This is a genomic window from Chloroflexus islandicus, from assembly GCF_001650695.1.
In the GTDB taxonomy this organism is placed as follows: domain Bacteria; phylum Chloroflexota; class Chloroflexia; order Chloroflexales; family Chloroflexaceae; genus Chloroflexus; species Chloroflexus islandicus.
The window spans coordinates 196,698-211,359 of sequence record NZ_LWQS01000038.1; the positions used below are offsets into that span (position 1 = coordinate 196,698).

Annotated in this window: 11 protein-coding genes; 8 read left to right on the forward strand and 3 right to left on the reverse strand. The window is 58.9% G+C overall.

Going from position 1 to position 14,662, the window contains the following annotated elements; translation table 11 throughout:
* Positions 1–290: 290 nt before the first annotated feature.
* The 4 genes from A6A03_RS05085 (at position 291) to A6A03_RS05100 (ending at position 6,745) form a co-directional block, all read left to right on the forward strand.
* Positions 291–923, forward strand: coding sequence for an acetyltransferase (locus A6A03_RS05085; RefSeq protein WP_066784657.1), 633 nt, complete (start codon positions 291–293; stop codon positions 921–923).
* Between the two features lie 43 nt (positions 924–966).
* Positions 967–2,136 carry a DegT/DnrJ/EryC1/StrS family aminotransferase gene (locus A6A03_RS05090; protein ID WP_066784299.1) on the forward strand — a complete coding sequence of 390 codons (1,170 nt, stop codon included), beginning with the start codon at positions 967–969 and terminating at the stop codon, positions 2,134–2,136.
* Positions 2,137–2,319: 183 nt separating this feature from the next.
* Complete coding sequence (locus A6A03_RS05095) at positions 2,320–4,272, forward strand: polysaccharide biosynthesis protein (protein ID WP_066784305.1); 1,953 nt, start codon at positions 2,320–2,322, stop codon at positions 4,270–4,272.
* Between the two features lie 55 nt (positions 4,273–4,327).
* Positions 4,328–6,745: an SGNH/GDSL hydrolase family protein gene (locus A6A03_RS05100; protein WP_066784308.1), complete on the forward strand. Its 2,418-nt coding sequence runs from the start codon at positions 4,328–4,330 to the stop codon at positions 6,743–6,745.
* 361 nt (positions 6,746–7,106) lie between these two features.
* Here A6A03_RS05100 and A6A03_RS05105 read toward each other — a convergent pair whose 3' ends face one another.
* The 3 genes from A6A03_RS05105 to A6A03_RS05115 all read right to left on the reverse strand — a co-directional run bounded on the left by A6A03_RS05105 (position 7,107) and on the right by A6A03_RS05115 (position 10,858).
* Positions 7,107–8,282: a gluconeogenesis factor YvcK family protein gene (locus A6A03_RS05105; protein WP_066784311.1), complete on the reverse strand. Its 1,176-nt coding sequence runs from the start codon at positions 8,280–8,282 to the stop codon at positions 7,107–7,109.
* Positions 8,283–8,369: 87 nt separating this feature from the next.
* Positions 8,370–9,482: a phosphohexomutase domain-containing protein gene (locus tag A6A03_RS05110; protein WP_066784320.1), complete on the reverse strand. Its 1,113-nt coding sequence runs from the start codon at positions 9,480–9,482 to the stop codon at positions 8,370–8,372.
* Positions 9,479–10,858, reverse strand: coding sequence for a phosphomannomutase/phosphoglucomutase (locus A6A03_RS05115; protein ID WP_066784333.1), 1,380 nt, complete (start codon positions 10,856–10,858; stop codon positions 9,479–9,481). Before A6A03_RS05115 ends, A6A03_RS05110 begins: the two co-directional genes overlap by 4 nt.
* Positions 10,859–11,109: 251 nt before the next feature.
* On the opposite strand from A6A03_RS05115, the gene mntA reads away from it, so the two are divergent.
* The 4 genes from mntA (at position 11,110) to A6A03_RS05135 (ending at position 14,661) form a co-directional block, all read left to right on the forward strand.
* Positions 11,110–11,535 (forward strand): type VII toxin-antitoxin system MntA family adenylyltransferase antitoxin, encoded by a 426-nt coding sequence (mntA, locus tag A6A03_RS05120; protein WP_066784336.1) that lies wholly within the window; start codon positions 11,110–11,112, stop codon positions 11,533–11,535.
* Positions 11,510–11,923, forward strand: a complete 414-nt coding sequence (gene hepT, locus A6A03_RS05125; RefSeq protein ID WP_066784340.1) for a type VII toxin-antitoxin system HepT family RNase toxin — start codon at positions 11,510–11,512, stop codon at positions 11,921–11,923. Before mntA ends, hepT begins: the two co-directional genes overlap by 26 nt.
* 120 nt (positions 11,924–12,043) lie before the next feature.
* Positions 12,044–13,396 carry a cytochrome P450 gene (locus tag A6A03_RS05130; protein ID WP_066784351.1) on the forward strand — a complete coding sequence of 451 codons (1,353 nt, stop codon included), beginning with the start codon at positions 12,044–12,046 and terminating at the stop codon, positions 13,394–13,396.
* Between the two features lie 2 nt (positions 13,397–13,398).
* Entirely contained in the window at positions 13,399–14,661 is a 1,263-nt protein-coding gene (locus A6A03_RS05135) for a phospholipid carrier-dependent glycosyltransferase (RefSeq protein WP_066784354.1), read from the forward strand.
* The last annotated feature ends 1 nt before the right edge of the window (position 14,662 follow it).

Sequence of the window (14,662 nt, forward strand, 5' to 3'; positions counted from 1 at the left end):
CGAGCCGCCCGCAATCCACGCGGGCGTGTCGTCATGAGCACGGGGCGCAAGCCGCCGGCCCGCCATCAGGGCAACGGGGCGCAAGCCGCCGCCAGCCGCTGCGGGCGAGCCGCCCGCCCTCCACGCAGGCGTGTCGTCATGAGCACGGGGCGCGGGCCGCCGGCCCGCCATCAGGGCAACGGGGCGCAAGCCGCCGCCAGCCGCTGCGGGCGAGCCGCCCGCCCTCCATGCGCACCGGCCCGCCAGCGTGTTACCATACTACACAAGCACTGATCACTATTATCTTGCTTATGGCTCAACGCATTCTCATCATCGGCGCCGGCGGACACGCTCAGGTAGTAGCTGATATCCTCTCGCAGGCAGCAGCCAATGGCGGTGAATACCATCCGATCGGCTATCTCGACGACGACCCGCGCCGGCACGGCCAACAAGTGTTGGGACTGCCAGTCTTAGGGCCGGTAACGGCGCTAGCGGATATACCGCACGACGGGATTGTGATCGCCATTGGCGACAACCGCACGCGCGCTCGCCTTTTTATCGAATTGACAGCGCGTGGTGAACAGTTAGTCAGCGCCATCCATCCCTCGGCAATCATCGCTGCCGGTGTCACTATTGGTCCCGGCACGATGATCTGCGCCGGCGCAATCATCAATCCCGGCAGCGTCATTGGCGCCAATGTGATTCTCAACACCGGATGCACCGTTGATCACCACAACCAGATCGGCGATCATGCCCATCTCGCCCCCGGCGTCCATACTGGCGGCGAAGTCGTCATCGGCGCTGGCGCGTTGATCGGGATCGGCGCAATCGTGATGCCCCGGCGCCGGGTCGGGGCGTGGAGTGTCGCTGGTGCTGGCGCGTTGGTGCAACGCGATGTGGCCGATGAAACGGTGGTGGCCGGCGTACCCGCCCGCCCACTATAAGGACGCACGGCGTGCGTCCCATAAATGATTTAGGAGGTCACCCGTGCCCATTCCTATGTCTTCACCCGACATCACCGCAGCCGAAATCGCCGCCGTCAATCAGGTTTTACAAACCAACTACCTTAGCATCGGGCCCCAGATCGTCGCCTTCGAGCAAGCCATGGCCCAGTACGTTGGCCTCCCGCACGCCGTCGGGGTCAATTCCGGCACTAGCGGGTTACACCTCTGTTGCATCGCTGCCGGCGCGCGCGATGGCGATCTGGTGATCACCACCCCCTTCTCATTTATCGCCTCAGCTAACAGCATCCTCTACGAACGGGCGATCCCGGTTTTTGTCGATGTTGATCTGGCCACTGGCAACATCGATCCAACCCTCGTTGCTGAAGCCGCCGCCGATCTGAAGCGCGGCGGCGCCGCAGCAGCGCGCTGGCTTCCCCGCCGGCATGGCCCGATCGGCGCACTCAAAGCAATTATGCCCGTCCACGCTTTCGGCCAGCCTGCCGATATGGATCCCATCAACACGGTGGCTGCCGAATACGGCTTGCGCGTGATCGAAGACGCTTGCGAGGCGATCGGTTCAACCTACAAGGGACAGATGGCCGGCACGCTTGGCGATGCGGCGGTCTTCGCGTTCTATCCCAACAAACAGATGACGACCGGCGAAGGCGGTATGATCGTTACCCGGCACGATGATTGGGCTGCCCTCTTCCGCTCGTTGCGCAATCAGGGACGCGATGTCTTTGATGCTTGGCTCAACCACACCCGCCTCGGCTACAACTACCGGCTCGACGAACTGAGCGCAGCGCTCGGCGTCGTGCAACTGCACCGGATCGAAGAGTTGATTGCGCGGCGGGCGCAAGTGGCCGCATGGTATCACGAACAACTGGCCGATCTGGAGTTAGTCGAACGGCCTCAGCTCAGCCCGCATACTACCCGGATGAGCTGGTTTGTCTACGTGGTGCGGATTCTGCCGCCAGCCGATCGCAATACCGTGATGCAACGGTTAGCCGCCGCCGGTATTCCGAGCCGGCCCTATTTTACGCCAATCCATCTGCAACCCTTCTACCGCGATTTGTTTGGCTATGAGCGCGGCGATTTTCCGGTCACTGAACAACTCGGCGACCGATCGCTGGCGTTGCCGTTTTCTAGCGTGATGCGCGAAGAGCAGGTTGCCGAGGTGGTAGACTGCCTACGGATGGCGCTCCAGGCGTAATTGGAACAATATATCCCATTCTAACAATATTTTCATCATTGGGGCAGCAGTTCACATCCCTTGTTCACCTACAACCCGTAGCATGCAAACAGCGCCCGGCAACGAATGAGCAGCGTTCACCTTTCCAGCCTCCTCACACCAACGCTGCATTTTCCTGTAGCAGCAACCGGAAAGGAGCCCGGCTTGAAGCTCATTCCCTCATCACCTATCCGCAATCGTTATTTTTTCTTTCTCGATCTCGTTCTATTACCATTGGCAGCATACTTGAGCTTTTGGGTGCGGCTTGATCATGTGCCGGCAGGCCCCGCGTTAGCTGGCTGGCTCGTACTAACTGTGATTACGACGCCAGTACATTTGCTGGTCTTCCGACGGTTGGGTATCTATTCCCGCTACTGGCGCTACGCCTCGATCGACGAATTGTTGCTGCTGATTTCAGCCGTATCGCTGGCGATGATCGTCACCACTCCGGTTGCATTTGTGGTGGCTAGCATTACGCCCGTAGCCCTTGTCCCCCGTTCGGTGCCTATCATTTTCTTCTTCTTCGGGCTAGCGGCAACCATCGGGCCGCGCTTGCTCGCCCGCTTGCTCTGGCACCGCGATGCGCTTAAGCGCAAGCGCAAAGGAGAATTAAACGGCAAGATGCAGCGGGTGCTCATTATGGGCGCTGGTTCGGCGGGCACGATGATTGCGCGCGAGCTGCGCGATAATCCCCAATTGGGCATGGTAGTCGTCGGTTTCCTTGACGACGATCCGCTCAAGCACGGTATGCACATCTACGGCGCACCAGTCTTGGGCAATCGCTTCGATATTCCACGGCTGGTTCGCGAGCATAATGCCCATTACGTCATTATTGCGATGCCATCGGCGGCTGGCAAAGATATTCGCAGCATCGTCGAACTCTGCGAACGCACCAACGTCAAGACCAAGATTATGCCCGGTCTTTATGAAATGCTCGATGGCAAGGTGAGCGTCAACCAATTGCGCAATGTGCAAATCGAAGACCTCTTGCGCCGGTCGCCGGTGCAAACCGATATTGCCGCCGTGCATAACCTGTTGCAAGGCAAGCGGGTGATGGTCACCGGCGGCGGCGGTTCAATCGGCTCGGAACTCTGCCGCCAAATCCTACGCGCTCAGCCGGAAGAGCTGATCATCCTCGGTCACGGCGAGAACTCGGTCTTCACCATCGAGCAGGAGCTGCGCCGGATCGCGCCGCCAACAACTAAATTGACGACCGTCATTGCCGATATTCGCTTCGCCGAGCGAATCATGTATATCTTTGAGCAGTACCGCCCAGAGATCGTGTTCCACGCCGCCGCCCATAAACATGTGCCGCTGATGGAACTCCATCCCGCTGAAGCGGTCACCAACAATGTGCTCGGCACCCGCAACTTGCTCAGCGCGGCAATGCAGGTGGATGTCAGCCATTTTGTGATGATTTCGAGCGATAAGGCGGTGAACCCGACCAATGTCATGGGGGCGACCAAGCGCGTGGCTGAGTTGCTGGTGCATGAAGCCGCTCGCCAGAGCGGGCGCTCGTATGTGGCGGTGCGCTTCGGCAATGTGCTCGGTTCACGCGGCTCGGTAGTGCTCACCTTTAAGCAGCAGATCGCGAGCGGCGGGCCAGTGACCGTGACCCATCCCGACATGCGCCGCTTCTTTATGACCATTCCCGAAGCGGTGCAGTTGACCTTGCAGGCGTCAGTGTTGGGCAAAGGCGGCGAGGTGTTTGTGCTCGATATGGGCGAGCCGATCCGGATCGTTGATCTGGCCCGCGATATGATTGAGCTGTCGGGATTGCAGGTCGGGCGTGATATTGATATCGTCTTTACCGGTCTGCGCCCCGGTGAGAAGCTCTACGAGGAGTTGTTTGTCGAGGGCGAAGAATACGAGCGCACCAGCCATGCGAAGATCTTTATCGCCCACAACGCTGCCAAACTGGTGCCAAAGGCGTTGGCCGACCAAATCCGGATTCTCGAACTCGCTGCATTTCGCGATGATACCGCAGTAGTGTTGCGCACGTTGCACCGGCTGGTGCCCACATTCAAGCAACCGGTGCCGGCGCCAATGACCGAACCCAAACCGCGCGAACAGGCGGTGGGAGAGCCGCTGTGGAAACGGCAACTTGCGAGTGATTAGGTAGATGGTTCGTAGGCAGACGAGACTCTGACACCCTGCCAGCCGGTGATACCCTATGAATGTCCGCCGTCTCATCATTATCACGCTGCTCATCTGCATCGGTGTGGCCATCTTCCCGCGCCATCACCAGCCGCAGGCGACAGCCCAGCCGCTGGCTGCCGGGTTGAGCGCCCAGATCGCCGCCGATGGCCGCGTGCTCATTACTATGCCCGGACGGTTTGCGCTGGTCTTTGTGCCAGCGGGCATCAGCGAATGGCGCGATCTGCGCCGTGATCCGACTGGCAACCGCAACCTGATTGCTCCAGCCAGCTCGCTGATCACCGTTCAAGCCGCGACCGGTACGCCGCTATCTGCGCCGCCGGCATTGGTGCGCGCGTCGCCGCTGCGCGCCTTGGTGCGCTATGAGTATGGTAGTTTGGCGATGACGTATGAGGTGTGGGCCGGCGGACAAATAGCCATCAATGTTACCGGCGGGAAGGCGACGCTCACCGGCCCGCATCTTATTCCTGATGCCAGCGCCGGCGCCGCGTTGCAACCGGTGAAGCTCACGCCGGCTGCCCAACACTGGCTACTCTACCTCGACGCATGGGCGGTTGACGAATTGCCCAAACTGGCGGCTGAACCGGCATTGGCTGGCGTGACCACTAGCAGCAACGCCGGACTGGCGGCTACCGGCCCCCTCACGATTACGCCGCCGGATGGCGTCGTGCGCTATCCGCGGTTCCGGGTGAACAATTGGACGGGCGGCGATCCCCTTGTGCAGCGCGCCGGGGTGACACTGGCGCCGGGAGTTGATTATCTGGCTGAGTATGACGATGAGAGCGGCGATCTGATCGTGCAGTATCTCCACCTGCTCCCGCCCGGTTCCGCTGCCAATCGCACCTTTACCATTCGCCCAGCACAAACTGAACCGGTACTGGCGCTGGCGATGCTCACTTCCAACGGCGCGCCGCGCCCGCTCGATCCGGTGACGGGGATGCTCATCATTGATGCTGACCTGCCGGCAGGAACCACCCCTGCACCCGGCCCGTTGACAACCAAAGATGTCTTCCAGATTCCTTACATTCAGACCGATCCCGTCTTACGCTTACAGGCAACCGTTACCGACCCGCCTGCTGGTTTCGATGGGATTCGCTTTACGGTCAGCGGCCCCAGCTTTACCTACACCAGCGATGACACCGTTGCCGGCGATGGGTTCACGGCAACAGTGACCCTGCCCCGGCGGGCCGAATATAGCGTCACGGCCACTATCCTTGTGAACGGCGCGCCGGGAACGCTCAGCCGCACCATCAATCCGGTGGGGTATGGTCGTGTGTTCGTCAGCATCGGCGACTCGATCACTGCCGGCAAGTGGGGCTTTTATCGCCTACCGCCGGGATCAAGCCTCACCGGATCAAGCGACGGCTACCCCTTCACCAACCCGCCAGCCCCTGACAGCGGCTACCCGCGCAGCACCGATGGCCGCAACTATCCGCAATCCGATAATACCCAGACCGATAGCGCCAGCTACCAAAATATCTACTATGCCGGCTACCAGATCGAGCTTAACAATCGGCTGGCCACATGTCTTAACAGCCCGGTCTTCATTCTCAACGATGGCTTTAGCGGCATCCGCGCAGCGCGCGATCTCTACGGCAATACCACCGGTTCAGACCGGATCGGCGTGAACGGCTATATGAATGTGTTAGGCAAAGCGGCTATTTACCGCCAACACATCGCCGATCTCGGCGCCGAGCAGGTGTTGTTGCAAGTGGGTACGAACGATGCCACCGCCGTGTCAACCACCAATCTCTACAACAACCTCATGCCGGCTAGCGTGTACAAAGAGGATCTGCGGGCCGTTGTCACCGCCTTGCGCCAAGACCGGCCCAGCCTCGCGCTCTGGGTTGCGCGCTTGCCATGGCGGAATGACGGCACGGCATCCCAAGCCGCTACCCGCCGCGCCACCACGCAGACCTTTAATCAGAGCATTGGCGAGCTGGTTGATGAACTTGATGACAGCGCCCCAATCCGGCTTGGCCCCGATTTTTATAGCTATTTCGCCACCAATCAGAGCCAAATCATTACGGTGAACCCCAGTAACGGCAGCGCCGACAATATCCATCCCAATGCCGCCGGTTTCAGTGCGATGGCCGAGTTGTGGGCTAACGTGCTCTGCGCCGATCTGCCCCGCGAGCCTGATCCTTCGCCCACACCGACCAATACCGTCTATATTCCCACGGTGACAAACACTGCTTCACCCACCTTGACCGCCAGCCCAACGGCTACCTTAACCGCCAGCCCAACGGCTACCTTAACCGCCAGCCCAACGGCTACCTTAACCGCCAGCCCAACGGCTACCTTGACTGCCAGCCCAACGGCTACCTTGACTGCCAGCCCAACGGCTACCTTAACCGCCAGCCCGACACCGGGAAGCGCGCCTCCGAGTCAAAGCACGCCAGTACCGATCTACATTCCGCTGGTTAACCGGTGATGATGAGGCAAGGACACAGATCATCACGGATAGGACGGTGATTGCCGATCGCTATTTGACCACAGCCTGCGCGAGGTATCGATCTATCCCCATCTGCGTCCACCGCTCCCTACCACATTCAAGAGGGGGATAGAACACCTGACCGATCACAATCATTGACCGCTGTGTGATACCTTAAAGCTCGGCATTGTGCTCCTCTCTCCCGCGCCAGTGGGAGAGAGGCGGGGGGTGAGGGTGAAACGGCGCATCCCAACGCCATCAATGGTGTCTGCGCTCATGTATTCTGCCCATCGCCAAACCCCTGCCACAGATGTGGTCAAATGGGCACGAGGCAACCAATTTCGACCTCATTTCGCCCTCGTTACACCCGGCGCAGCAATTCGAGCAGCGCCGCGGCCAGCTTTTGGCCATCGTGGCGCAACACCCGCACGGCCCGGCTCTGCTGGGGATTATCGAGCGAGGTGGTGTATTGGATCACCGCCGCTGCGAGATCGGTTTCAATCACCATGCTGCCCTCGATGATCACGCCGCGCTGGCCGTGCGTATCGCCGGGTAGCGCCGCTAGCTCTTCGTAATCTCCCGGATCGAGGTAGACCGGCGTCTGATTCGCAGCGGCATAGATGCGCGTCGTTTCAGGATCGATCCGCTGGGCATTGACCAGCACGTAATCCGGAGTAATGCCAGCGTATTCTTTGATGGCGCGAATATGGTCGGCAACCCGAAAGCCGGTCGTGCGGCCCGGCTCGGTCATCAGATTGCAGACGAAAATCTTTTTCGCAGGGCTGGCTCGCACTGCCTCAGCAAATTCAGCTAACAGAAAGTTGGGCAGAATGCTCTCGAACAGGCTGCCCGGCCCCAACACGATCGCATCCGCCTCGTGCAACGATTCGATCGCCACTCGCGTCAGCGGCGGCGGATCGGCTTGGGTCAGACGCAGGTGTTGCACTCGCCGCTCGGCCAATTCGGGATGCAAATAGATATGCCGCACATCGATTAGCGTACCGTCATCAAGTTCGGCGATGACTTCGAGCGGCACCGGGGTTGGCACCACGTAATAGACATTTGGTTGATTGAGCAACCCCGATGCCCGGTAATAATATTCGACCGGATCGGTGACCGGCACGATGCAGGTCATGCGATCAACCTGTTCGCTCAAGCTCGATAACACCAGCATGCCGGCGCCACCCGAAACCACCGCAATCCGGCGCGGTCGTTTGGCGCGGTCGTAGCCTAACACCAGTTCGCCATCGGCGGGTAATTGGCTCGGACGGGGGATCACGACAACTCCGCTCAACTGCCAGATGCCGCCGGCCAGCACAAACAGGCCCACGCCAAGCAACAATATGCCGCGCAATGGGCGCGGCAGAAATTGCAGGGTGAGCCACCACACCACTTCGGGCAGCCCTTCAACGGTACGATAGGCGTGAATGAAGAGATACGCCACCCCAAGCGACAGCAACACGATCCCGGCAAAGGTGAGCGAGAGCGAGGGGAGCAACTGGCGCAGTGCGCTCAGACGATTGATGATCTGTTTCATGCTGTCTTTGCTTGCTTGTCGTCAGCATTGTGCATAGAGATTGGCCGGCGCGGCAGGCTGTTCCAGCCGCCCAACATCCCACGCACCCTAGGCGCTAAACTGCGCGCGCAGCGCCGCGCAGAGCGCGCGCAGGCCACCATTACTACGCGACACTGCTTCACATAACAAAAGGCCAGCTAGCAACCCATCTGGACAGCCGCTCCAGCGACTGAGCGCCACTTCACCGGTAGCCGTCATCGCCACCAGCGGTTGGCGTTCGAGATGCAAGCCATCACTCACCACTTCCAGTTTCAGACCGGTCGCATCTTCCCATGCCGCGAGGTGTTTCGGCTGGAGGCGCAACGGGTTCTGCGGCGCCGGCGGTGGCGCGAGCACCACGCCGCGCTGGCGATGGTGGGCCGCCAGATGGCCGGCCAGCAACAGGCTCACCTCAAACGGATCGAGCACCTCACCGGCGGGATCAACCACGGCGAGGGAGGTGCCATCGCCAGATAGGGCCAACCCAAGGTGCGAATCGCTCTCGCGCACCAATTTGCGCAACCGGGTGAGGGTCGCTTCAAACGGCTGCGGCGCGCCACGGGCAAAGAGCGGATCAGGATCGCGGTTAATCTCAATTGCCCGGGTCTGGCCGCCTTCACCGAGCAACGCTGTCACCATGCCGGCGGTGGTGCCGGCCATCGCATCGATGAAGAAGGTCATCGGCAAACGACGGATCGCATCGAGATCGATCATGTTGCGTAGCGCATCGAGGTAGGGTGCGCGCAGATCAACTGTCGTTTGCGGCGGCGTGAGGGGTGGAAACGCTACCGGCGGCAGCGGATCGGAGGTAGGATGAATTCTCAGACCGCTCTTCTCATCGGCAATCAAGATCAAGCCACCCATATAGTAAGGCCGGTTGCGCGCCGACACATAGAGCGCGCAATCGGCCTGCTTACGGTCAAGCGCATGGTGAATCGCCGGCAACGGCGCCGGCGCATCGGCCAGCACAACCGTCACCCCTTGCGCCGCCAGATCGTGGGCCAAGGTTTGGGCCAAGAGGTTGGCGAGAAAGCGGGTATCGAAGGCAATCAGACAGCGCGCGCGCTGGCCGGCCAGCGCTGCGCCAACGGTCGCCGCCCGGCGGCGTAATTGATCGAGAGTCAGCTCAGCAGTGTAAGCAGCCTCCCACGCCTGTAGCAAGGGGCGTCGATACACGCTCATGCCTGTGTGCGAAACTCCTCAACGACACTCAGCATCTCATCACGGATCGCGCAGGCACGCTCCCACGTCTGCGCCTCGAAGCGCGTCGTAATGGCCGGTTCGGTATTGGAAGCCCGCACCAACCCCCAGCCATCGCCAAAATCAACTCGCACGCCGTCAATGTCAATCAACGGGTACTTGCCAGCAAACCGCTCGCGTAGGAAGTCGATCACGGCAAACTTGCGCTCTTCGGGGAAGGGGATACGCCCTTCATCAATCGACGGCAACAACGGGTAAGGGGCGAGCGCTTCGCGCAGGGTTTGCCCCAACTCGCCGAGGGCGTGCAGCAGCATCGCCCCCGCAAAGGCGCCGTCATCAAAATACCGTCCGGGGAAGGGAAAGATGGTATGGCCGCTCAGCTCGCCGCCCAACACCGCATCCACTTCACGCATCTTGGCCGACAAGCTGGTATAGCCGGTCTTCCACATCACCGGCTCGCCACCCAACTCGCGGATCGCCTGCGGCAAGACGGCGCTGCATTTCACGTCAAAGACCACCGGGCCTTTGCGCTTAGCCAGCATGGCCTTGGCCAGCGCGATCAGGTAGCGATCGGCGAACACCACCTCACCGGCCTCATCCACCACCCCCAGCCGGTCGCCATCGCCATCAAGGCCAATGCCGAGATCAGCGCGATGCTCGCGCACCGCCGCTTGCAAATCACGCAAGTTCTCAACCTTCAACGGATCGGGATGGTGGTTGGGGAAGGTGCCATCCGGCTCGATAAAGAGCGGGATCACTTCGATGCCAAGCGCCTCGTACATCGCCATCGCCAGCGGGCCGGCCACGCCATTGCCGCCATCGAGCACTACGCGGGGCCGCCGGTGGCCGAAATCGATCCAGCGCCGGGCCGACTCGATATAGGCCGGGCCAATGTCAACCTGCTCGTAGTGGCCAGTGCCTTGCGCAAAATGACCGCTGGCGGCAATTGTTCCCACCGCTTGAATCGCCTCCGAAGGCAGCGGCTCGGAACCGAAGCGCGGCTCGGCGCGGCGCAGCTTCAGACCGTTGAATTCCGGCGGGTTATGGCTGGCCGACACAATCGCGCCGGCATCAGCGCCCAACGCCTCAACCGCAAAATACATCACCGGCGTCGCCACCATGCCAATATCGAGCACGTCCATCCCGGTGGCGCGCAACCCTTCCATCAACGCCGCCTGAAAGCGGGGCGAACTCAGCCGTGCATCGCGGGCCACCACAATCCGCCGGCGACCTTCGTTGCGAAACAGGGTGCCCGCCGCCCGCCCCAGCACCTCATAAATCCCTTCGTCGAGATCAACCTCGACGATGCCGCGAATGTCATACGCGCGAAAAATCGTGTGATTGAGCGATACGCCCATGCCTGCCTCAAATCGGTGGGTGACGTTCCCTGCGAACGTCGCAGTCAATTATTGGGTTAGTTCGATCCTAGCCGAAAGCACCCTATCCGTCAAGAATGCATAGCGCGGCTAGCAGCGTTGTCAGAGCAAGGACGGGCAGTTGAAGCACTCGCTTGCCTGCGATCAGATCTGGTTGGCGACGGCCCCTGTGCTATACTGTGATGCAGAACGAATCCCTTGCGCTGATACCAGCACCACCTCCGCCGCTCACTATGACCGCACCGCTCCATCCTACACTTGACCATCTGGCTGGCATATTCGCCCGCTTCCCCGCCATCCAAGCCGTCTACCTCTTTGGGTCAGCGGCTACGGGGAGCACGCATGCCGAAAGCGATCTCGATCTAGCGCTCGTGCTCCGGCGAGATGAACCCACCTTTTCCAAGCTCGATCTCCTCGCCGCGTTAGCCCAAGCTGGTTTTTGCAACGTTGACGTGGTCGTACTCAATACCGCCGGCATTGTGCTCAGACACGAGGTGATCCGGCACAACAAACTCATCTATCAGACATCCGACTTTGATCACGGCTCCTTCTTTTCGCTCGTCACCCGCCAATTTCTTGATTTCCGCCCCTACCTTGACGTGCAACGCCAAGCGTATAAAGCGAGGATGCAGCATGATCAGACCCGAAGTACTGCATAAACGACTTGAGAAGCTCGATGAATATTTGAGCATTCTGTACAGCATGCAACGGTATTCACGCGACGAATTTGTGGCTAATCCTGAGCGTTACGGCAGTGCTGAACGTTTCCTGCACCTCGCGATTGAAACGCTGACTGATATGGGGAATCACGTGATCGCGGGTCTCCAGTTAGGCACGGTCGATTGGCCCAGCGACGTACCGCGCCGGTTGCGCGAAGCCGGCTATATCGATGAAGCGGCTGAGCAATTATGGATCAAAATGATCGGCTTTCGCAACATCCTTGTGCATGAATACCTCGGCATCGACCGTGATATTGTGTACCGCGTCTTACACGATCACCTCGACGACATCGCGCGCCTCAAGCAGGTATTTGGACAATTTTTGTGACATTGCCGCACCCGATCCACACCGTCATACATCACTGTACTTCCACCGGCGCTTGTCGCGCGGCCCGTCCTATGGTATGCTATCGGTGATCGTGGCCGAACTTCCAAATCTCGAAAGCCTATGACAGCTCCTGTTAGCGCCATCCCCGGCCCACGCGGCCTGCCGGTCGTCGGTGTCGGCAACCGGTTGCTGAGCGATCCGCTCGAATTCATGGTGCGCTTGCAGCGCCACTACGGCGATCTGGTCAAGCTCTCGTTGGGCAAGCACACCATGTACTTGGCCACCCACCCCGACATGCTCAAGCGGATCACCCAAGAGAACTGGAAAAACTACATCAAGCGTTACCCGACAATGGATGAAATCCTTGGGCAGGGCTTAGTGACGAGCAATGGCGAGCATTGGCTGCGCCAGCGCCGGCTCATGCAACCCGCCTTCCATCACCAGCGCATTGCCCGCATGGCCGATGTCATGGTGGAAGAGGCCGAGCGCATGCTGGCGCGCTGGGCAGGGTATGCGCGCAGCGGGCGACCCTTCGAGGTGCAAGAAGAGATGATGCTGCTGACCCAGCAGATCATCGTGCGCACCATGTTCAGCTCATCGCTAAGCGATACCGAAGCGCATGCTGTCGGCAAAGCCTTCAACGACACGCTCAACTGGGCGGCTGGCCAGCAATTCCGCCTCTTGCAACCGCCGCGCAATTGGCCAACGCCGGGCAACCTCGCCTACCGGCGCAACCTCGACCTGCTCGAACGCACTGTTTACCGCTTGATCGACGAACGGCGGCAGCGGCAAGGCGAACACGACGACCTGCTCGAGATGCTGGTGACAGCGCGCGACGCCGAGAGCGGCGAACAGATGTCACCGCAGCAGATTCGCGACGAGGTGATGACCATCTTCCTCGCCGGGCACGAAACGACCGCCGGCACCCTGTCGTGGATCTTGCACCTGCTGGCTCACCACGGCGACGCCGAACGCAAACTGCGGGCCGAATACGCCAGCGTGCTGGGCGGGCGCAACCCCACCCCGGCCGACCTGCCCAAGCTGCCCTACAGCCGCATGGTGATTGACGAAACCCTGCGCCTCTACCCGCCAACGTGGATCCTAACACGGGTGCTGGTCGGGCCCGACACGCTCGGGGAATACGAACTGCCCGCCGGCGCAACCGTCGCGATTAGCCCGTATGTCACCCATCGCCACCCAGCCTTCTGGCCCAACCCTGAGAGCTTCGATCCCGAACGGTTCCGGCCCGAAGAGGCGGAAGGGCGCCACAAGTTCGCCTATGTCCCCTTCCTCGCCGGCCCGCGCCAATGCATTGGCAACAACTTCGCCCTGATGGAGATGCAGATTGTGCTGCCGATGATCCTGCAACGCTTCCACGTCAGCGCCGTGCCCGGCTACCCGGTGCGCCCGATGCCGAAAGCAACGCTGCGACCGGGGCCGCAGGTATGGGTTGAGGTGAGGGGGGGAGGGTAAGGATGTTGCGCACCGTTATGATGAGCCTGCAAAACTACATTTCCCCAAGACTAGCCACGTTGTTGATAGCAATTGTTATTGGGGTTATTTCATTTGTGATCTTCTCCCGCGATCTCTCATCCTATTCTTCTTACCATGGGGATGAAGGTTTTTGGATCGAGACAGGCAAATGGACGGTTCAAAAATTTTTTATTGAGAGAGATTTTTCGAGAGAACAATGGTGGACAAAAGAGTTACGAAGCTTTGGCGCTGTCAATCCTAACTTAGGCAAACTTATTATTGGCGGGTCACTTTGTATCAATCAGCATTGTCATTTCTCTGGACTACCAAAATGGGATTTTTCGCAACCAAACGCTTGGAACATTAAAGAGGGCAATGCCGCTCCTAGCGACGAATTAGCAATCGCTCGCAGCGCCATTGTCCTCACAACCGCTCTCTCTGCGATCATTCTGTTCACAACGACGGTTATCACTACGCGTTGGAGCCTACTTGCCGGCATCTTTGCGTGTATCGCTTTTCTCTCACACCCGCTCGTTGTTACATTGGGCAGGCAAGCTATGCTTGATATGCCTGCTATTTTATTTAGCTTGCTGGCGATCAGTATCGCTTACAAAAGTTTGATCAGCGATACCGGCAAATATACGATTATTTGGTTTTTCATCACGGCACTCTGCAGTGGACTAGCTGTTTCCACTAAACTGAATGCAGGTTTAGTCTTGATAGCGATTATCATTATCGGCATCATCAATACTTTGATTCATCGAAACAGCAAAGCATATCTTTTTCTAGCAATAAACGTAATAATTCCGCCACTTATTTTCTTGGCGCTCAATCCCCAGCTTTGGCCGCATGTCCTCAACGGCCTTAAAGCGATGTGGGCGTTCAACCAATCCCTTGCTGATAGAAGAACCATTTTTACTCGGGACGCATTATGGACTATTTCAGATCAAGTAATCGCTTATTACCAACGTATACCACAAAATATGTTTAATTTGTCGCTATTTATACTCGGTTTAGTGTTAATGATCAAAGACATAAAAACAACTTGGCCTTTACTAATCTATGGATTAGTTTCTTCTTTGGGCGTCATACTATGGACGCCATTAAATTGGAACAGATACTATCTACCAGCCGTCCCCTTTTATGCATTAGCACTGGGATTTCTAATTGCAAAAATAATAATTTCATACAATAATCAAACCGTTCATGTCGTAAACAAACACAACGATTTCGATTCAAATTTAAACACTGCAACAAAATCTTAAG

Bases quoted from the DNA above. Each gene is read 5' to 3' on its own strand.
- A6A03_RS05085 (WP_066784657.1), top strand. From the start codon at position 291: ATGGCTCAACGCATTCTCATCATCGGCGCCGGCGGACACGCTCAGGTA.
- A6A03_RS05100 (WP_066784308.1), top strand. From the start codon at position 4,328: ATGAATGTCCGCCGTCTCATCATTATCACGCTGCTCATCTGCATCGGT.
- A6A03_RS05105 (WP_066784311.1), bottom strand. From the start codon at position 8,282: ATGAAACAGATCATCAATCGTCTGAGCGCACTGCGCCAGTTGCTCCCC.
- A6A03_RS05110 (WP_066784320.1), bottom strand. From the start codon at position 9,482: ATGAGCGTGTATCGACGCCCCTTGCTACAGGCGTGGGAGGCTGCTTAC.
- A6A03_RS05115 (WP_066784333.1), bottom strand. From the start codon at position 10,858: ATGGGCGTATCGCTCAATCACACGATTTTTCGCGCGTATGACATTCGC.
- mntA (WP_066784336.1), top strand. From the start codon at position 11,110: ATGACCGCACCGCTCCATCCTACACTTGACCATCTGGCTGGCATATTC.
- hepT (WP_066784340.1), top strand. From the start codon at position 11,510: ATGATCAGACCCGAAGTACTGCATAAACGACTTGAGAAGCTCGATGAA.
- A6A03_RS05130 (WP_066784351.1), top strand. From the start codon at position 12,044: ATGACAGCTCCTGTTAGCGCCATCCCCGGCCCACGCGGCCTGCCGGTC.
- A6A03_RS05135 (WP_066784354.1), top strand. From the start codon at position 13,399: ATGTTGCGCACCGTTATGATGAGCCTGCAAAACTACATTTCCCCAAGA.